Below are 18,068 nucleotides of genomic sequence, written 5' to 3' on the forward strand. Positions count from 1 at the left end.
TAGACAATATAATTGCAATTTAATCAAATTGTTTATTATATAAAAATAATCGATGGCGATCAATATGTTAATCATTTGAACAATAATTTTGTGCCCTATATTTTTTGTATCGGGTTTCATTGTAAAAAAAGTATGAACCCCCTGTTATCTTGTATTACATTGACGTTCGTAAAACAGAGTCTGCATTTTTTTATTTACAGCCGTTGCGATCCGATTATTTTCAGTTTTTTCTAACAAAGCCAAATTCTTCTTCAATTGATTCATCCATTTTTGGTCAAACCCTTTTTGACAGAATAGTCTATTTTGATGGACATACTCTTCCAGAAGTTTCGACTTCTTTTTACTGAGATGCGCATCATCGCTCGAGGAAATCAATATACCATCCAAAATGGCACTAACACCTGTTTCTAATGCTTGAAATGAGCGATCTTTTTCATATAAATTGGGAAAATTGTCATCCTGATACTCTTCGAGTGCGGTGGTAGATGGCGTTTTATTATGATTGTCTGTCAAAGGAATACACCCGAAATGAAAAATAACAAACGTAATAACAAAAATATTTTTTATCTTCATACATTTCCTATAGATTTGGTACAAAACACAGTGGATTATGTCATTACCATTTCCTGATAAGTTGAGTTATTTTGACCTGCGTTACCGTCAGTTATCAGGGAAAAATGACTCGACCTGCTCGCTACCTATGTGCAGGTCTTTCGTGTTAAAAATCCGACTCTCTCAGGTGTTTTGACAAAACGTCAATAAAGTTCTAATTTAAAATTATCTGCATATAAATATCACATCTTGAATATAGGAAATACAATATGGAAATAAAAATAGCAACTCAACCTGATGATGAATCTTGTGGCCCAACTTGTTTACATGCAGTGTATCAATATTATGGATTAAACATCCCACTAAATGAAATAATTCAAACAATTGACAGGTCTCCCTCCGGAGGAACATTTTGTATTTCTATTGGAAAGCATGCTTTGCAACACGGTTTCCAGGCAACCATCTATATCAACAGTTTAGTAATATTTGATCCAAGCTGGTTTACTAATGGAGAAGCTGATAATAAATTACTAATCGATAAATTAGAGGCTCAGAGGCAAGCCAAAAATGATCCTTATATTACCAATGCCACCTTGGCAATTGTGGAGTATTTAAAATTAGGTGGAAAAATTTGTGCTCACCCCCTTAGTGCAAGATTATTACAAAAATTTTTTTTAAAAAATATTCCTGTTATATCCGGTTTAAGTTCCACCAATTTATATTGGCACACAAGAGAGACTTTTGATGCTGCAGGCAAATCAGTATACGATGATATCCGTGGTACTCCTTGTGGGCATTTCGTAATACTTTGCGGTTATGACTCCAAGAGGAGGCACGTCATTGTTGCTGATCCTTATGGTGGAAATCCAGCGTTTCGTAGTAATTATTATAAAGTGAATATAAATCGCTTGATTAATGCGATACTGCTTGGTGTTATTACATTCGATGGTAATCTTACCGTGATTGAACCAAAGTGAAATAGAAAAGAAAGGTAGATTGGGCTAAGCAGAGCGCATGCTTAACCACAATTCCAGCCATACAGTATGTTACCTATTCAAGATTGTTTGATTCTATAATACCGACTCTGTTTTGTATAATTTTAAATACAATTTAATAACCAGAGAATGAAAATCTGTCTCTTTGCTCAGGAATCTTCTGTATTAATTTTTCTGCCAAATCATCTATTCCGTCCGCCATTAAATCAAATTCATTATCATGCGGTATTTGCCCTTTTTTAACCGTTTTAAATTCTAAAGGGCGAAAAATATAAGCTGTTTTGTACCCACATTGTCTTGCTGCCTCAAGATCATATTTATGTGAGGCTACAAGCAATATTTCAGATGGTTTCAATTTTAATTCTCTCGCTGCATATTGGTAGACCAATGGATCTGGTTTATAACAACGAAATAATTCTCCCGATAAAATGATATCCCACTCAAGGTTTGCATTTTCTGATAAATCTTTTAACAATTGGATATTTCCATTTGAGAGAGTACCTACTTTGAATTGTTTTTTTATCTCATTGATACCAGAAACTGAGTCCGGCCAGGGTTCTAATCGATGCCAGACCATCCACATGTAGTCTCGATCTACTTCTGTAAGTTTATTATAAATTTGATATTTTTTTAACGTTTTGTTTAAAGCAATTTTATTTAACTCATCCACTGTTGCAAAAGAATTTTTACCTTCACTAATATTCTTCATGTTTTCAGAATACGCATTTGCCCAAACGTCTACAAATTCTTCACAATTGACATTTTTTATTCCTTTTTGATCAAACAACACAGCAAATTCATTAATCATTGTTTTGCGAAGGTTAACAACTGTTCCAAATACATCGAATAATACAAACTTAATACAATCATCTTCAGACACTTGTGAACGGTCTTCAATTTTTTTTGCTGGCTCTGAAAAAAATCCCCCCTTTTCAATGAAATTAGGATTTTCCAATCCTATTCCATTCGTATTTATTCCGCATTTAATGTCCTTCAAAATCACCATCTCCCAAGCTATTACAGTGAATGTTATATCTAAACCAGGTATTATTAATAACTTTTTTAACTGAGCAAAAAGTCAAATGCTGCTTCCCATGAAATTGGATTTGAATATAACTCATGCTATTGTAATCAAGAATGTCAGCTTGCAAATAAAAATATGATCTATAACGTAAGAAAGCTGTTGCTTGGGATATTTAGAGTCTTCTTTATTATATTACTCCTGTATGGTGTCAATGCTTACGCGGCAACCCAGGATCCGAAAATTAAAATTGGAGACAAGATTTATCCATTATCACTTCTAAAAAAACAGTTTAAAACCTACAAAGTGGTAGTTGCACATAATCCTGCATATGGGAGCGCAAAAAAAGTATATGATGCGTTTAATCTCAATCAGATCCTATCCAAGCTACTTGCTGTTGATTTTACAAAAGTCAATAAGGATCAAGTATTAATAGTGGATACCCTTGATCATTACTTATCACAAATACCACTCAAAAATTTTACCACAGAGGGTCAAGCTTATCTGGCTTATCGTGAGGCTTCAAACACCATTGCAGAACAATATCGAACTGAAGATAATCTCTGGTCGTATATTTCTAAATATGAAAAAAAGGTGAATCCCGGCCCGTTTTATATCGTCTGGGATAACACTAAAACCTACCCTACTGGTTGGCCCTATCAGGTGATCTCAATGCATGTGGTTAATAAAAATCACTTGGTTTTATATGAGATTCTAAATCCAGTGAATCAATCTACGTCCGTGAAAAAAGGCCAAGCCTTATTTATTGCCAACTGTTCACCTTGTCATTCGCTCTATTATCAAGGAGCGCAAGGACGAGCTCCCGATCTAGGGATGGTAACGAATTATTTAGCTCCGGATAACATTACCAATTTGATAAGAAATGGTCGAGGCGGCATGCCGCCAATAGGAAAAAACTTTTCCCAGGAAGAAATCGAATCGATCATCAGCTATTTGCAATGGGTAAGTCATCAATCTTCACGAATTAAAATTGAAATACAATAAATAGCGTTATGTTAAATTCCACAAATTTTCAAAACTCCCATATCATTGCTTGCTAAGCAGAAACTTCTACTGCAGAATTAACTGTTTTATGGGAATCGGAGAGTTTCATAATTTCAGAAGAGGTTTCCTCTTTAAAGAATACATGGTGTTTTTTCTGCGACTCAATCACTATATTGTCTTCACTCTGACCAATGATAACGCCGTAGCCATGCCATGATTTATCAGTCACCTCCTGTTTTAATTGCAGTGAAGTTGAAAGCATTAATACATGACCTTCCTCATCAACATTAAATACTGCCGAATCGCCCCCGTCTTTCACCATGGTACAGGCAATTTTTTTTTGTTTTGCCCATTCCAGAATAAAAGCAATCAAATGTTTTTCTAGAATTCGGGATGGCGAAATAATTAATTTAACCCCAGATAATGAATTGTTTTTTAAGACATATTCCAACATCTCATTTAATATTTTTTCTTTTCGTTTATCATCCTTTTCGGTAGCTTCGCTGGACATATGAGTAAAAGCAGTGGAACAGCCGCTATCACTGCCATACATGACAACAGCAGCACAGGTAGCCAATCCATCGGTAATGAAAGTTTTATTCGTACCGGCATTATTATAGATAACGTCATCCATAGAAACATTAACAGCGTTTTTTATAAAGGCAAAACATTGCTCTTTATCCATCAATTTAAGTTTTTTCGTTCTTAAGATTAAAGTCATTTATCCACCAAATTGACATTGATTTTTACATTTTAAATGAAAAATGAGTTTTATGAAAAGAAAATATCATGATTTTTATGTGTAACTTATCCATACTAACCAGCTTAGATTGGTTGGGTCTAAAGACTTCATCTACCTTGTTTTATTGACGTACCGCGAACCAACTGAAGACTACGGGCTATGAGTAAATTTTCAGGGGATCGTACGGTAAGCGTGCCTAATAAAAACCAACTCCAGTATTCAGGTTTTTTTGTGAGGGTATTTACGATACATTTGCCACCATAGAACTACAATGAAAACAATCAAAATGGGTAATAAAATAAAACTTAAATATTCGAAAATAATTACTGAAAGTAATGCAATAAGACCAAGAAATAGCCCTATCAGTAAAAACATTGAATTGAAATGAACACCCGCTAAAAAAGTGGTCAAAGCCAACAACAACAATTCGACAAGACTTGAAATGGGTGTGCTAAATAATCCCATTTGTTTAAAATGTTCCACTAAGTATATCGTGACTATCAAACCGAACCAATGCAATAGTTCACGCCCTGCCTCTGATAACGTCAAGGAATGATTACTGTGTGAAAACCAACTTAATCCAAGAGATGAAAGAGCATAAACGAACACCAAACCTAGCCAATAAGCATGGATATAGGGATTTTGCCAACTGGTTAAAAGGACTCCCAGAAAAGCTAACAAGAGCAAAATAATACCCAATACAATATGGATTTTTAAACTTAGCTTATCGTGCACTTTTTCAGTGTTTGAACCAGTTTGATTTTTTTGCATTCCATTTCCCTATAAAAAATACAAGTCCTTTATATATATTAATAGTTAGCATGAAAATAAGTAAATTAGTATTGCCAATGCAAATAAAGTATCAGCAAGTGTTGGATAAAAGGGAGAATGAATCCATATCATTGCTTGCTTAACCAGTTCTATTTTATGGGGAGGTTACACGAATCCTGTTCGCTATTTCTTCACCAACCTTGACGACACTCCCTACCGTTAAATCCGCCCGCCAATCCATTATTGCATCGCCAGTAAAAAGTAAAATGACCGTGGAGCCTAATTTAAAGTACCCCATTTCAGCAGCCTGCTTTAAAACAGCTTTAGGATTGTCATGAATATAATCATAATGAATGGTTTTTTTCTTCTTTTCTATTATAGCAAGATAAACAATTCTTCTAGCGGCAGGCATAGAAGAAGAAACATTCGTTTCTCTTTAATTTCAATATTATGAATATAAAATCCATATCATATACCTCTATATCTCATTTTTATAAAAAGTATTGATCCAGATTGTTTGGACGACCAATTGCTGCTTAATATTAGCATTAGCCCAAGGCACGATATTATAAGGTATTTTTCATTATACAAATCCTTTATAATTCAATATTAGAGAGGTCAATCTAATTTTTTATTATCAAGAAAAAGAGTATAGTCCGCAAAAGTAATTGTTAGCAATTGTGATGGGTAGAACACTACAATGATTTTAGGATTTCATTGCATTTATCTATACAATGACTCTAAGGAAATTTAAAATGCAGGGAATAATGAAGAAAACAGCCAGAAGTAAAGGAATAGTTTTTATAATAATTAGCTATATTATATTAAGTGCGGATGAGCCGGTTATTGCCAAACTTATTCAACTTGGTAATAGCTTTACTATCCATGGACGTAACCCTATCTCATTTTGTAATCTTCTCTTTGTAGGAAGTCTAATTGGTGCCCTAACACTCTTACTAACCCAGTATAAGAATTTTAGAACATTTAATTTCAGGAAATTAACTAGCAAAGACTGGGCATGGCTATTTACCAGTGCTTTTTTTATAGGTTTTTTAACACCTACGTTATTTTTTTTCGGTATTATGTATGCGAATATTATTAACGTGATTCTGCTCACAACTCTTCATGCTCCATTGACCTTATTTGCTGCATGGCTTATTTTTTCTGAAAAACCTAATATACGGCTAATTTTAGCTTCATTAATCACTGTCTCAGGTAGTTTATCTATTGTTCTTATTCAGCAATGGACAGCTACACATGAGAAACCTATGATTCACATCACATCAACCGGACCTCTTTATGATTTCCTTGCAGCCACGCCACATTCTGGGGAAATTTGCATATTTTTAGGAGTTGTCTCAAGTACAATTTCGACCTTAATAAGTTTTCATGCTGTTACAATACTACCCGGCGGGATTTTTAATACCTTTCGCATGGGATTAGGATCTGTCTTTTTCTTTTTTATTGCTTTAGCAATGTTTGGTTGGGGTCATTTTGCCGATCTTTTATCACCTTTTCTTTGGAAGTGGATGTTATTATATGGTCCTGTCATTGTAGGTATGGGAATGTTTTTTAACTATCTGGGGCTGCAAAGTATTAAAGTGGCAGATGATGTGATAGCGTCCTCCTTGATGCCCCTTTCCTCCATTTTTTTCTCTTATTTAATTCTTGGAGAAGTTCCTGGATTTGCTCAGATTATTGGAGGTTGTATTATTTTTACGGGAATAATATTAGCAATGAGAGAGCAAATACGACATCTTTGATAGAACCATTTACGTTCCAGCGTCGTAAGTTAAAATGCCAAATAAATTTAAAGCTTATTATTCGATTTGTGTGGCTTTTTTTTCTACATAACATCTACCTCGCTTTATTAAATCAGTCGTGATAGGGTTGTTTATGATAGAAAAAGTAATTGATGGAAAGGTTGCTGAATGATATGGCAACGGGCGCATTTTTAACAGGATCACAAAAATGAAACGTCAAAATACCCTGGTAAGATTTTTCTATTTTATTTTTTTAATTAAATTGAGCTATTTTTGTTATGCTAAAAATTTAGCAACCGATGAAAATTCAACTCAGCAATTTGCAACGCTGCCCAAGCATTGCAGGCCTGATATTGATCCAAAACTGCCACACTTTATCATTGGCTATGGATCGTTAATGCAAGAAGAATCCAAAAAAGAAGACAGCCCAATGGCGGGGGAAAACTTCCCTATTTATGTATCGGGCTTTCAAAGGGGATGGATTGAGAGAGGCACCCCAATAGGATTTAGTACTATTTATCTTGGGGTAGTGCCTAAAAAAAATAGTATGATAAATGCGGTCTATTTTAAGTTAAATGATCCGTCTCAAATTAAGAATTATGACAACCGTGAAAACACTTATTGCCGAATTAAAGTTCCACGAGAGGATATTCAAGCCTTAGGCTCCATTAATCTTCCTGAAGGACAGTTTTGGATTTATACAACGAATACGAAACAACTTCCTGCTCCTTCCAGTGATTATCCTATTGTGCAATCTTATGTAGATATTTTTTTATCAGGTTGTTTTGGTTTAGAAGAAAAATATCATTTAAAGAATTTTGCAAGGGATTGCATTAAAACCACTTTCAATTGGTCAGGTCATTGGGTCAATGACAGAGTTTATCCAAGAACTGCATTTGATAATATTCCCTATGTTGCAAAAATTGACCCACTTATTGCAGCAGAATTGCCACAATTTTTCAAATTAATTAAAATAGAGTGAAGTGTGCCTGTTGGGTGCAAGTGAATGGCCTTATTCAAGTATTCATCGATATATGTGAAGCATCAGTGTGGCTATCTTTTAGCAGTTGTTTGGCCTTAGCCTCAAGTTTAGACAATTCACTATGAAAAGGACTTACTAATCGTCATTCTCCTTCGGGACTCCAGGACTGGGTTTGACTCTATCTTTTTCTTTTTTATCCCCTGGCTAATCAACGGTTACTTCTGGCTTGGCTTGCTTAACAATAATCCCACCAACAGTTACTTTAAATTCAGCGACTGAACCACCTGACTTCCCAATACTTTATAATCTCCTTTATTATTAGCAGCTCCTTTGAAGGAAGGATTATCAAGATTAAAGAGATTATCACTTGACGGCTCACCTGAGTCATGTCCATGAGCAAAATACAGTTGATATCCCTTATGTTCTTTGTCTCTCTTTAAATCTTCATAACTACGATTCCATATTAAAAAGGTAACCGGATCATTTTGAAGGTCATGGGGATTTCTAATGTTCACAGCTAAAGTATGAACTGTTCCTGCTTTGACATGCTGAGCAAAAGCTAAATTAATAGCCTCAATAGTTTGAGCTAAATCTTCTGCTGTATTGTCTTTATAAACAACGCCTTCTTCCTTAAATTTTTCTGCTAACGCTAGAATTGTTTCTAATCCAGTTCCTGCATGACTATAGAGAGTAATATTGTTATCATGCAGAGAATAAGAAATTAATTTTAAGTCAGGCAAATAACTATCGCTAACCAAAGCGTCTATTTCTTCTTTAGTGATTACACCTCTTTCTATAAGACCTCGCAAATTATCCATGGATCTGGATTGCCCCATAAAACCAATATTAGGAGCATATAATTCTTCCTTATTTTCATATGGAATCAGGAATTCAATACCATGATTCGAAAGCAATATTTCGGTTTTAACATCAGATTTTTTAAGTTTATTCAGAATTTTAAATATAAAATAATCATTTTGGCCGCGATCACAGATTTCGTCCCCAATAAACCGAATTAGTGGTTTTTCACCAATTTCTAACTCATCTATAATTTTATTAAACTCATCAATATCAGATTTTGTTAGCTCTGCTTTAAGATAGATATCCTTTAATTGGTTATATTTTTCATCACTAATTTTAACAACACCATTAGTTACCAGAAAATGCATCAGAAACATTGCATTAGCGTGCAGATCGCCTATAGAAAGCTGAGTTGCATTAGTTATTTCTGCTGTTGGGCATTGATAAATGTCTACATCAGATTTTTCGATTTTGAAGTGCGTCATGATTCACCTCAAATAAATAATCAGTAAATTTGGTTACTCTTTGTAGTTAGTATAGACATGTGGCATTAAAAAACATTAAGTATATTTCTTGTGCTTATACGGTGTGTGAACAGATGCCTCTCTTGAATCTTTTTAAAAGCAGATCTTAAAACATCAATTTTACGGACAAGCAAATCGTGTAAAAAATGAGTAGCATTAGGGGCTAGTACTCTACGGTAACGTCGCATAAGGTTGATTTGTTAAAATTCCATTTTGGTTTTTATAGCCGGTTTTTGAGTATTATTCTAGAGATTGTTGGGCTTTCAGCCCAATCTACGCTTGCTTTCGGATATTCTCTAAGAAACAAAGCCTTGACGCTCAATACTGTAATGGTATAATAAAAACCCATTCGGAGCTAATTTGATTCATTATGCCAAAAAATAACACCCCATTCCCAACAATAAATAAAGCGATACAAGAACAAGTAAACATAGAAACACTTGATCCATATACTGTCAGCCTATTGAATATATCTCAAGATATAATTAATGAAATTAATTATGTTATGCAGGTTACTTCATCTAATCTAAAAATTGAACCTCAAGAAGACGCAGAATATATAGAAGTATTACTTTTAGGCCTCCAACAAAAGATTGATAAGATATTAAACTCAAATAAAATTTCCCCCTTAGAAAAAATAAAAATTAGTTCTGGGCTTATACAAAAATATAACATTGGTAATTGCCAATATAAGGCGATGCTCGCATTCACAATGCTTATAGAAAAACTTGCTCAGAGTGGATTTATATCGGACAAATACTTTCCAAGTATTGAGATTCAATACTTGGATTTTGAGCCAGGCCACTTCTTCATCCTTATTGAAAACAATGTTATATGCGATCCTTGGGCTCAGATATGTTATCCATTAGATTCTGTTAATTTCAATCAACATATTTTTAATAAGAAGGCACCAATTAAATCTTTTTTCAAAATCGATACGAATTGGTCTTGTAAAGAATCATTTAAAGGAACTGGTATTCTTGAAGATTGCCAAGAATCATATAATTTTTTATTAACACTATTACCAGAAAAATTGATTCAGGAACACAAAACCTATTGTCAACAATATTGGCAACATTATTACCAGGACAACTATTACTCAGATCAAAATTTCCAAACATTTTGGCGAGCTAATCCAAACAATCCTGAAGAAATAGATATTTCAGGTTCTATGAGTTTTGATTATATTTAACGCGAGCTCAATATTATTTTCTGAGCTTCCAGCAAGCAAGGGTAGGCTGGGCTGTAAAGCCCAGCGTCCAATCCTGAGCATTACCTGGAAATTGATTATTCACTCGAAAACAGAATATTAATTCAAGTATCAATCCATTCATCAGAGCATTTGCTGGGCTTCACAGCCCAGCCTACGCTTGCTAAATTTGTGTAAGTGTAATTTTTAATATGAATGGTCAACAGACCCTCATGTTAATATTTAAAATTTTGTATTAGGCTTTGATTAAATTCATCCAATGTATTTTGTTCATCTTCATTCAAATCAATTTTTTGGAATTTTTGTCCGCGAAATTCTTCTATTTCAGATGTGTTTTTATCAAACCAGCCAACTATTTCATTTAGATCTTTAATATCAACATCCCAATCCATTCCTTGCTCATCTATATACAATAATGTGTATTCAAGCTCATCTGTTGATTGAAGCTTTGTGCTTATTAAAAGATAATTACCACTGAAATCTTCTAAATTCTTAGGGAGTCCAATTGACCAATAGATGGCACGCCCTTTTGTATGTATAACAGATTGCAATTGGTTTTTATAATTTTGACTCATAGGTGTTTGAGTTTTTGCTCCTTCTTTTATATCTTGATTAGTCTTTTCTTGTTGATTCCATTTGATTTCCCATGGATATTCATTTATTAGGCTTAAATCTTTTCTCCATTCTTTCAGTTGACTAAGAGGAATAATATAGTTAGGTTCTTCCCATGGCTCACCATAACAAATTTGAAGCTTTCCGTCTTGAGATAATAATTCAATCAAATCGTCTAATGCCATTTCTCTATGGTGATCCATAATATAAGGAGATGGCTCTAAAATGGCTATACCTTCTATTTTAATGACATCATATTTCTTGCCCTTGAATAATGGGGATATTGGTTGTTTTCCAAATAGGGCCACTACCGTGGGGTTATATGTAATATCAGGATTAATAGTGTCAGCCCCTTCGTGTGAGTGTTCAGTATCGTAGTTTTTTTCATATTCAGCAAATTTGCGGCTCATGTCTCCACCATGAAATGGTAATGGCTTATTACCACAACCAATGACAAGCTCATGATTATTATTTTCTAACTCTCTCAATCTGAAAATACCATATTTTTCGAAGTCACTAGCAATTTCTTTACTTGTTAGCCCTATATCCAATAGATTATAAAACTTTGGAAAATTTTCTACAGTTAGTTCAAGTCCATTACTTAAAATGTCTAGTTTCAAAATTACATCAACATATTGTTCTAAAATATGATTTATTTCTTTATGTTTCTGTATATTTCTTAGTTTCATTTTCATTTTCCATGATATTACCCTCTAAACATGATTTAATTTCTGTTGAAAAAGATATCTTCAGAGCTTATATCAACTATTATTGTATTAAAATTATAGCAAAATGATGTAATGTATATCTATATGGTTTATAAAAATACAAATAATAATTTGAGCGAGCGTAGGCTGGGCTGTAAAGCCCAGCGTCCAACCCTGAGCATTACCTGGAAATTGATTATTAACTCGAAAACAGAATATTAATTCAAGTATCAATCCATTCATCAGAGCATTTGCTGGGCTGTAAAGCCCAGCGTCCAACCCTGAGCATTACCTGGAAATTGATTATTAACTCGAAAACAGAATATTAATTCAAGTATCAATCCATTCATCAGAGCATTTGCTGGGCTGTAAAGCCCAGCGTCCAATCCTGAGCATTACCTGGAAATTGATTATTAACTCGAAAACAGAATATTAATTCAAGTATCAATCCATTCATCAGAACATTTGCTGGGCTTCACAGCCCAGCCTACGCAAAGCATTTTTTAAGTTGATCAGCATTTTGGTTATCTCTATTCGTCATAATTATCCAATCTAATTTAGATTAAAAATAGTGTTTATCATTCGTTTGATGTTGAAGTATAAATGGTTGCAGTAAATACTCTCAATCATTGAAAATATTATGTGCAGTGATTTTGAAAGCACGCCTTGAAAAATAAAGAAAAATAAAGCTAAAGAGTCAGCTCTTGCCTTTTGCCTATCAAAGTAGTTTCATTTTAGAGAAAGCAAAAAGCAAGATCCGACCCCTTGGCCTTACAATGAATATATAATATGGGCTCTTATCTTTATTTTTTCAATAAAAATCAATAATTACATTATTGTCGTGTTTTTTCAGTATTTTGATTACTGATTAAATCATCATCAAAATCATCGTCGGCATTGGATAAAAACTTATTTTCATGATCAATGACGAAACCAGCAAAAATACGAATGATACGATCATCAATTATTTCAGGATAATGAACAGACACACTCCAGGTGTTATTACTCAGGTTACGATTCAAATCTGCAATAGGATGAGGGCTATCGCTTGATTCTAAAATTACAAACCGATCAAAATTTCGATTTGCATAAGCAACACCAATTGCAGTAGCTTTGCCTGCTTCATCATATTCATAAATTGTAAATTTTGCGGATTCAAGTGTTGCCAAATTTCCATCAATAAATCCTATTTGTACGCCACGAGTATCATAAATATCAATTTCCTTAGCCCAATGGTACAAAGACCCTAAAGAAAGGACTCGTGTAATACCTGTTGCCTGCCATCCATCTTTATTGGACAAATCATAGTTTGTACGGATACGAAATGCGCTTTTCTTAATAGAACCTGGATAGGTTTCTTTTTGTGGTGATTTAATTTGATAGACTTCAGAGAATTTATAAATATCTTTTGTGACGACGAAATCATAAGGATGATCTTCATGAACACCAGCAACAGCTACATGATAGAAAATGGTAGATAAAACAAATAACCACGATACAATTAATTTACGCATTTGATATAACCCCAAAAAGAATTAATATTATTTTGAAATGCCTGCTGTTGCCTGATCTAATTTAAAAATGAATAAATTCAATCACATCCACTTAAACCATTTCAGGCGGAGGATATATTAAATTAAATTTATTAAGATTTTATTAAGCAAGAGCTGTAAAGCCCAGCGACCAATCTTGAGCATTACCTGGAAATTGATTATTAACTCGAAAACAGAATATTAATTCAAGCATCAATCCAGTCATTAAATCATTTGCCGGGCTTTTCAGCCCAGCCTACGCTTGCTAAGTTTATCCGGTCTACCGCCTTGTCGACCTCTGGCTCTCGCTGCTTCAAGGCCAGCACGAGTTCGCTCTTTTATTAAATTACGCTCAAATTCAGATAGAGCACCAAACCCATCGTTTTGCGAATAAAGCTCTCTCTGTAAAGCGTAATCAAAATTAATCCCGCACTTATGAACTTAATTTTTGCCCGAATAATTGTAAAGTTCGATTTTTTGGGAATAAAAATCTAACAAAAGATACATGATTAAAATACTTAGTATCTTGCATCACAACATATGTTTCAAAATCAAGACGAAGTAGAAAATCTCTTTTTAGCCATATTTTTAATATTAATTCCGCCTCCCCCACATGAAAAGCCCCTAGGGTATAGAGATATCCTTGATGTGATAGGATAAGAGGTTATACAGCAAAATTTGTTGTTACATGTCATCCAAAAAATATATAATCAATCTAATCAATGATGAAGGCAAATGATAAAAATGTGTTACCCATTGACGATTTTCTTTGCAAGAAATATCTTTGTCTCTCGTGATCTATTAATTACGTATATTTAAAATTAAGTTATTTATAAAGGTCATCTCGATAACATTTAAAACTTATATTTAAAATATCTGTAGCGGAAGTAGAAGATAACTTTATGAACTATTATGCGATTTTGTTGACCATTAACCGACTCATTATAGGCTTACTCCCAATACTACTGGTTGCTTGTACGCATCAGCAATCAAATGGTCCTGATCACTATGTGATCAGGGGGAAAACATATCATGTGATGAAGTCTGCCAAACACTACAAAGCAAAAGGAGTTGCTTCCTGGTATGGGTCACACGCTCGGAATCAAAAAACATCAACCGGAGAGCGCTACAACATGTATGCGATGACAGCAGCTCATCCAACACTCCCACTTGCTACACGAGTACGGGTCAAAAACCTGAGTAATGGGCGGTCGATTGTGGTTCGAATTAATGATCGAGGTCCATTTGTATCAAACAGGCTAATTGATTTATCCTTTGCTGCCGCTAAAAAACTCGGTATAAAAGGCATTGCTCCTGTTGAAATTGAAGTAGTTTGAAATTGCCAAGAAGCAAGGGTAGTCTGAGCTGTAAAGCCCAGCGACCAATCTTGAGCATTACCTGGAAATTGATTTTTAACTTGAAGGATGCTTGGGGGACGGTCCGGGACGGACCCTATTAAAAAATAAACAAATAGTTATAAAGATAATTATAATAAAGGCACTGATTTATTAGAAGCGGACTGTATTTTTTTGATATCCTTTTCAGAAAGTGCAATTGTAAATAAGTCTTTATACGATTCTTTTCTTTCAGTTTCACTTGTTGCTAATGATAAATACAAAGGATGAGGTGAAATTATTCTATCTGTTTTTCCCGTAGCGTTAGCATGATAGCTAGACCATAGGTAGTCTGTGGGATGTTTTACCATATAAGCTCTAACAGGATTTAATTCGATATATCTCATACAAATAAGAAAATAAGCTTCATCCGTGATAGAAGATGATTTATAACGCCCCTCTAATAGTGTACCAGTTCGGTCGTAATTATGATTAAAATAGTTAACATAACAGGTTCCCAATTTTCGCATCATTTTGCTAAGATTTTCTTGCGTTTTAGGGGTAACCAACAGATGTGTATGGTTTGTCATTAATACATAAGCATGTATATCACAGTCATATTCAATTGAAGTCTCATATAATTTTTGTAGAAAGTAATAATAATCTTTTGGCTCATTAAATATATTTTGTCTATTATTACCGCGTTGAATGATGTGATGTGGTTGTCCTGCAATGACAACTCTTGCTTGCCTAGGCATCGCTATTCCTTTAATCGATTTTGGACTCGAATGTAAAATATACTTTTTTTATAAATTTTTCAAATTGTAGAGTAAGAAGAGTATAAGTTTAATTATTAAAATACTTTAAACATTCTGTATGATTTCAGTTGGGGTCCGTCCCGGACCGTCCCCTTTGGGTCTCAAAATTCAAAGGTAAATATGCTGCTTATATCGAGGGATTCGATGGTTACTTATATTCACAAGATTGGGTGAATTTCTTAATTAATGAACTTAGAAAATAGAGTAAAATCAGCATAAAGCAGGAAAGGATGGTTTCATAAAGCAAGCGTAGTAACTTCGCCGACCGTCTATGTTCGAAGTTTTTGGAGATTAGAATTGGTCAATCTTAATGAAAATTCCTAATTTCAAAAGATAGTAAAATTAATTTTAGTTATCTATTACTTCATTTAAAAACAGAGGCTTAAACTTATAGTTATGGCACAAAAAAGCCCATTTTGTCAAAATAATTTACAATAAATTTACGCAATCATTTGACACACCCGGATTTTGCGAGCATACTAAAATTAAGTGAATTTTTTGACAAAAAAATACGATTTTAACTGATAGAGTCAATCATAATTCACTAATTTTTAAAAATCAAGTTTTTAGAAGGAATTTTTAATGAATTATGCAGATGTAGAGTACCCTGTAAGTTATCGCAAATGGTTGTTGGATTTTATTGATGAGATTAAGCTGTTCTATCACGAACATTATAATCACATCGATATAGATTCTTTGGATCAGAGGGTCTTTGAAGTTATCATCCAGTTATATAAACAGCTCACTACTTATAAAAGTGCTCATGTTTGCTTAGATTTGAATGAAGTAAAACATCCAGTATGTACTTTGAAAGTTACTAAGCAAGAAGATAACAAAGAATTATTGATTATCAAATGCACAATAAATAATAACCTTGAAAAGTTGAAGTTATATCGCTTTCCTAATTTGACCCCCTGTCCAAGATGTGAGGCATTCAAGCATGTATTGGAAGAATATTTGGGGGATTCAGTTTAATTCTTATATAAATAATAAGGGTACCTCATACCCTTATTATTTATATTAAACAAAATAGTAAAAAAAATTAAATTTACAATTTTAATTAGAGTTTAAAATCTTAAAAGCAAATAAGAAACTTAGCAGGGGATCAAGAGCAATATGGCTAGCATTCAAGTAGGAAAATTTTATATTAAAGAATATCAACGCATTAACATATTATTTGGAAAAAATGGTTGTGGAAAAAGTACTACTCTCAAAGAAATAACTAATACCCTTCAATCAGAGAAAAGGGGTCTAGTTGAGTATATCACACCCGAACGAGGTGGTATTTTAACTTATCAATCGGGAATAGAACAAAATATGCAAAACCAAGATTGGCTATTAAGCTCAAGAAAAACTAATCAATTTAGTCAATTTAAAGAACAATCTGTAGTGGTTTTTAAAGAATTTAAAGCACAAATTAACACTCAGCTTGAAGAGTTTATTGTAAGCTCATCATCTGATGAAAGCATTAAGACTACTGATTTAAATGATCGGCTATTTGTAAAATATATCAATAAAATAAATTCATTACTTGATAATATTGAAATTAGAGCAGATAAATCTGCTTTTAAAATTTATTCTAAAGGGACTGATACACTTGTGCCCCCTGAAGCAATTAGTAGTGGTGAATCCGAATTAATTTCACTTGCAATTGAGTGCCTTGCCTATGAAGCAAAATGTGAAGAAGGACAAGATAATTTTTTACTTTTGGATGAACCTGATGTACATATTCACCCAGATTTACAAGTAAGGTTAATGCATTTCTTAAAGGAATTAGTCTCATTAAAAAAATTCACAATTATCATAGCAACTCACAGCACAGCAATGATCGGAGCATTAGAAAATTATGAGCATATAGGTTTCAATTTTTTTATTAAAGGAAATACAGAAATAGGCTTCCACGTCGCATCAAAAGAATATAAAAGTATTTTACCTATATTTGGTGCACATCCACTTTCTAACATATATTGTCAAACTCCGATTTTTTTAGTAGAGGGAGATGATGACGTCTGGATTTGGCAACAAGCAATTAAAACATCTGGTAACTTGAAATTATACCCATGTAGTGTTGATGGCCAAGGCAATTTGCTCACTTATGAAAATAAAGTTAATGAGTTAATTTTATCAGTATATGATTCTGAGGAAGCAATGGGATATTCACTTCGCGATAAGGATGATAATCCTGCAGAAGATATTGATACTCCGATAAGTTTATCCAAAGTAAAAAGATTCATGCTTTCATGTCGTTGCTCTGAAAATCTCTTTTTATCAGATAACGTATTGCAATATCTAAACTCCACGTGGGAAGAAACTAAAAGTGAATTACAAAAGTGGATTGAAAATAATTCATCTCATAAAAAACATAATGAAATGTTGAAATTTAAAGATAGTGGATTTAACAGAAAAAACTCTCCTATTAAAGAGATCATTAACATTATCACTGGAATAATTGCTACTAAGCCATGGCAAGTCTTGGTGGGCCAAACTATTGGTTCGAGAATTAAAGATGGAACAATCGGCACCGAATTTGATAATCAAGATAGTATTGATTCTTATTTAGGAAATAATCTTGTAAATTTTATCAAGTTAAGCTCTACTGCAATACTAGATTAGTGCTATGGGAATTAAGAAGATCTTGATAGGTACCAAAACTGGTACCAAATATTCCTGACGGGGTTTGGCCAATTCTAATTAGAAGT

17 protein-coding genes and 1 pseudogene are annotated in these 18,068 nt (G+C 33.6%); 8 read left to right on the forward strand and 10 right to left on the reverse strand.

The features are described 5' to 3' along the window. Positions 1–144: 144 nt before the first annotated feature. Positions 145–573, reverse strand: a complete 429-nt coding sequence (locus ACZ5EK_RS13485) for a hypothetical protein (protein WP_464430189.1) — start codon at positions 571–573, stop codon at positions 145–147. A gap of 248 nt (positions 574–821) precedes the next feature. Between ACZ5EK_RS13485 and ACZ5EK_RS13490 the strand changes: the two genes are divergently transcribed. Next, entirely contained in the window at positions 822–1,529 is a 708-nt protein-coding gene (locus tag ACZ5EK_RS13490; RefSeq protein ID WP_464430190.1) for a C39 family peptidase, read from the forward strand. 133 nt (positions 1,530–1,662) lie between these two features. Here the strand turns inward: ACZ5EK_RS13490 and ACZ5EK_RS13495 are convergent, their stop codons facing one another. Continuing rightward, complete coding sequence (locus ACZ5EK_RS13495) at positions 1,663–2,544, reverse strand: haloacid dehalogenase type II (RefSeq protein ID WP_464430191.1); 882 nt, start codon at positions 2,542–2,544, stop codon at positions 1,663–1,665. A 162-nt stretch (positions 2,545–2,706) separates the two neighbouring features. Between ACZ5EK_RS13495 and ACZ5EK_RS13500 the strand changes: the two genes are divergently transcribed. Beyond that, complete coding sequence (locus tag ACZ5EK_RS13500; RefSeq protein ID WP_464430192.1) at positions 2,707–3,573, forward strand: c-type cytochrome; 867 nt, start codon at positions 2,707–2,709, stop codon at positions 3,571–3,573. 52 nt (positions 3,574–3,625) lie between these two features. On the opposite strand, the gene ACZ5EK_RS13505 is transcribed toward ACZ5EK_RS13500, so the two are convergent. From ACZ5EK_RS13505 to ACZ5EK_RS13515, 3 genes are all read right to left on the reverse strand, one after another. Further along, entirely contained in the window at positions 3,626–4,294 is a 669-nt protein-coding gene (locus ACZ5EK_RS13505) for a hypothetical protein (protein ID WP_464430193.1), read from the reverse strand. A gap of 240 nt (positions 4,295–4,534) precedes the next feature. Continuing rightward, a complete protein-coding gene (locus ACZ5EK_RS13510; protein WP_464430194.1) occupies positions 4,535–5,086 on the reverse strand; it encodes a hypothetical protein in 552 nt (183 codons plus the stop codon). 154 nt (positions 5,087–5,240) lie between these two features. Continuing rightward, complete coding sequence (locus ACZ5EK_RS13515; protein WP_464430195.1) at positions 5,241–5,498, reverse strand: phosphatidylserine decarboxylase; 258 nt, start codon at positions 5,496–5,498, stop codon at positions 5,241–5,243. A 355-nt stretch (positions 5,499–5,853) separates the two neighbouring features. Here ACZ5EK_RS13515 and ACZ5EK_RS13520 point away from each other — a divergent pair, with 355 nt between their 5' ends. Both ACZ5EK_RS13520 and ACZ5EK_RS13525 read left to right on the forward strand, forming a co-directional pair. After that, the gene (locus ACZ5EK_RS13520) at positions 5,854–6,849 is read left to right on the forward strand and encodes a DMT family transporter (protein ID WP_464430196.1); all 996 of its coding nucleotides are present in this window, start codon (positions 5,854–5,856) and stop codon (positions 6,847–6,849) included. Positions 6,850–7,057: 208 nt separating this feature from the next. Beyond that, a complete protein-coding gene (locus tag ACZ5EK_RS13525; RefSeq protein ID WP_464430197.1) occupies positions 7,058–7,831 on the forward strand; it encodes a gamma-glutamylcyclotransferase family protein in 774 nt (257 codons plus the stop codon). Positions 7,832–8,088: 257 nt separating this feature from the next. Here ACZ5EK_RS13525 and wip read toward each other — a convergent pair whose 3' ends face one another. After that, on the reverse strand, positions 8,089–9,117 hold the full coding sequence (gene wip / locus ACZ5EK_RS13530; protein ID WP_464430198.1) for a Dot/Icm T4SS effector Wip: 1,029 nt from the start codon (positions 9,115–9,117) through the stop codon (positions 8,089–8,091). 409 nt (positions 9,118–9,526) lie between these two features. On the opposite strand from wip, the gene ACZ5EK_RS13535 reads away from it, so the two are divergent. Next, entirely contained in the window at positions 9,527–10,348 is an 822-nt protein-coding gene (locus ACZ5EK_RS13535) for a hypothetical protein (protein WP_464430199.1), read from the forward strand. 233 nt (positions 10,349–10,581) lie between these two features. On the opposite strand, the gene ACZ5EK_RS13540 is transcribed toward ACZ5EK_RS13535, so the two are convergent. The 3 genes and pseudogenes from ACZ5EK_RS13540 to ACZ5EK_RS13550 all read right to left on the reverse strand — a co-directional run. Then, the gene (locus ACZ5EK_RS13540; protein ID WP_464430200.1) at positions 10,582–11,667 is read right to left on the reverse strand and encodes a hypothetical protein; all 1,086 of its coding nucleotides are present in this window, start codon (positions 11,665–11,667) and stop codon (positions 10,582–10,584) included. Between the two features lie 851 nt (positions 11,668–12,518). Further along, entirely contained in the window at positions 12,519–13,199 is a 681-nt protein-coding gene (locus ACZ5EK_RS13545; RefSeq protein ID WP_464430201.1) for a hypothetical protein, read from the reverse strand. Positions 13,200–13,481: 282 nt separating this feature from the next. Beyond that, positions 13,482–13,592 (reverse strand): annotated as a pseudogene (locus tag ACZ5EK_RS13550) (recombinase family protein); the annotation flags it as partial. 527 nt (positions 13,593–14,119) lie between these two features. On the opposite strand from ACZ5EK_RS13550, the gene ACZ5EK_RS13555 reads away from it, so the two are divergent. Beyond that, complete coding sequence (locus ACZ5EK_RS13555; protein ID WP_464430202.1) at positions 14,120–14,554, forward strand: septal ring lytic transglycosylase RlpA family protein; 435 nt, start codon at positions 14,120–14,122, stop codon at positions 14,552–14,554. Between the two features lie 149 nt (positions 14,555–14,703). Here the strand turns inward: ACZ5EK_RS13555 and ACZ5EK_RS13560 are convergent, their stop codons facing one another. Next, positions 14,704–15,309 (reverse strand): transposase, encoded by a 606-nt coding sequence (locus ACZ5EK_RS13560; protein WP_464430203.1) that lies wholly within the window; start codon positions 15,307–15,309, stop codon positions 14,704–14,706. A 642-nt stretch (positions 15,310–15,951) separates the two neighbouring features. Between ACZ5EK_RS13560 and ACZ5EK_RS13565 the strand changes: the two genes are divergently transcribed. Then, positions 15,952–16,344, forward strand: coding sequence for a hypothetical protein (locus ACZ5EK_RS13565; protein WP_464430204.1), 393 nt, complete (start codon positions 15,952–15,954; stop codon positions 16,342–16,344). A 141-nt stretch (positions 16,345–16,485) separates the two neighbouring features. Next, complete coding sequence (locus ACZ5EK_RS13570) at positions 16,486–17,982, forward strand: ATP-dependent nuclease (protein WP_464430205.1); 1,497 nt, start codon at positions 16,486–16,488, stop codon at positions 17,980–17,982. Positions 17,983–18,068: the final 86 nt, after the last annotated feature.

This window comes from Legionella sp. JM-2024 (assembly GCF_055389095.1).

What these genes read in the sequence shown, in the direction of transcription:
- ACZ5EK_RS13485 (WP_464430189.1), bottom strand. Translation starts at nt 573, where the DNA reads ATGAAGATAAAAAATATTTTTGTTATTACGTTTGTTATTTTTCATTTC.
- ACZ5EK_RS13490 (WP_464430190.1), top strand. Translation starts at nt 822, where the DNA reads ATGGAAATAAAAATAGCAACTCAACCTGATGATGAATCTTGTGGCCCA.
- ACZ5EK_RS13500 (WP_464430192.1), top strand. Translation starts at nt 2,707, where the DNA reads ATGATCTATAACGTAAGAAAGCTGTTGCTTGGGATATTTAGAGTCTTC.
- ACZ5EK_RS13505 (WP_464430193.1), bottom strand. Translation starts at nt 4,294, where the DNA reads ATGACTTTAATCTTAAGAACGAAAAAACTTAAATTGATGGATAAAGAG.
- ACZ5EK_RS13510 (WP_464430194.1), bottom strand. Translation starts at nt 5,086, where the DNA reads ATGCAAAAAAATCAAACTGGTTCAAACACTGAAAAAGTGCACGATAAG.
- ACZ5EK_RS13515 (WP_464430195.1), bottom strand. Translation starts at nt 5,498, where the DNA reads ATGCCTGCCGCTAGAAGAATTGTTTATCTTGCTATAATAGAAAAGAAG.
- ACZ5EK_RS13520 (WP_464430196.1), top strand. Translation starts at nt 5,854, where the DNA reads ATGAAGAAAACAGCCAGAAGTAAAGGAATAGTTTTTATAATAATTAGC.
- ACZ5EK_RS13525 (WP_464430197.1), top strand. Translation starts at nt 7,058, where the DNA reads ATGAAACGTCAAAATACCCTGGTAAGATTTTTCTATTTTATTTTTTTA.
- wip (WP_464430198.1), bottom strand. Translation starts at nt 9,117, where the DNA reads ATGACGCACTTCAAAATCGAAAAATCTGATGTAGACATTTATCAATGC.
- ACZ5EK_RS13535 (WP_464430199.1), top strand. Translation starts at nt 9,527, where the DNA reads ATGCCAAAAAATAACACCCCATTCCCAACAATAAATAAAGCGATACAA.
- ACZ5EK_RS13540 (WP_464430200.1), bottom strand. Translation starts at nt 11,667, where the DNA reads ATGAAACTAAGAAATATACAGAAACATAAAGAAATAAATCATATTTTA.
- ACZ5EK_RS13545 (WP_464430201.1), bottom strand. Translation starts at nt 13,199, where the DNA reads ATGCGTAAATTAATTGTATCGTGGTTATTTGTTTTATCTACCATTTTC.
- ACZ5EK_RS13555 (WP_464430202.1), top strand. Translation starts at nt 14,120, where the DNA reads ATGAACTATTATGCGATTTTGTTGACCATTAACCGACTCATTATAGGC.
- ACZ5EK_RS13560 (WP_464430203.1), bottom strand. Translation starts at nt 15,309, where the DNA reads ATGCCTAGGCAAGCAAGAGTTGTCATTGCAGGACAACCACATCACATC.
- ACZ5EK_RS13565 (WP_464430204.1), top strand. Translation starts at nt 15,952, where the DNA reads ATGAATTATGCAGATGTAGAGTACCCTGTAAGTTATCGCAAATGGTTG.
- ACZ5EK_RS13570 (WP_464430205.1), top strand. Translation starts at nt 16,486, where the DNA reads ATGGCTAGCATTCAAGTAGGAAAATTTTATATTAAAGAATATCAACGC.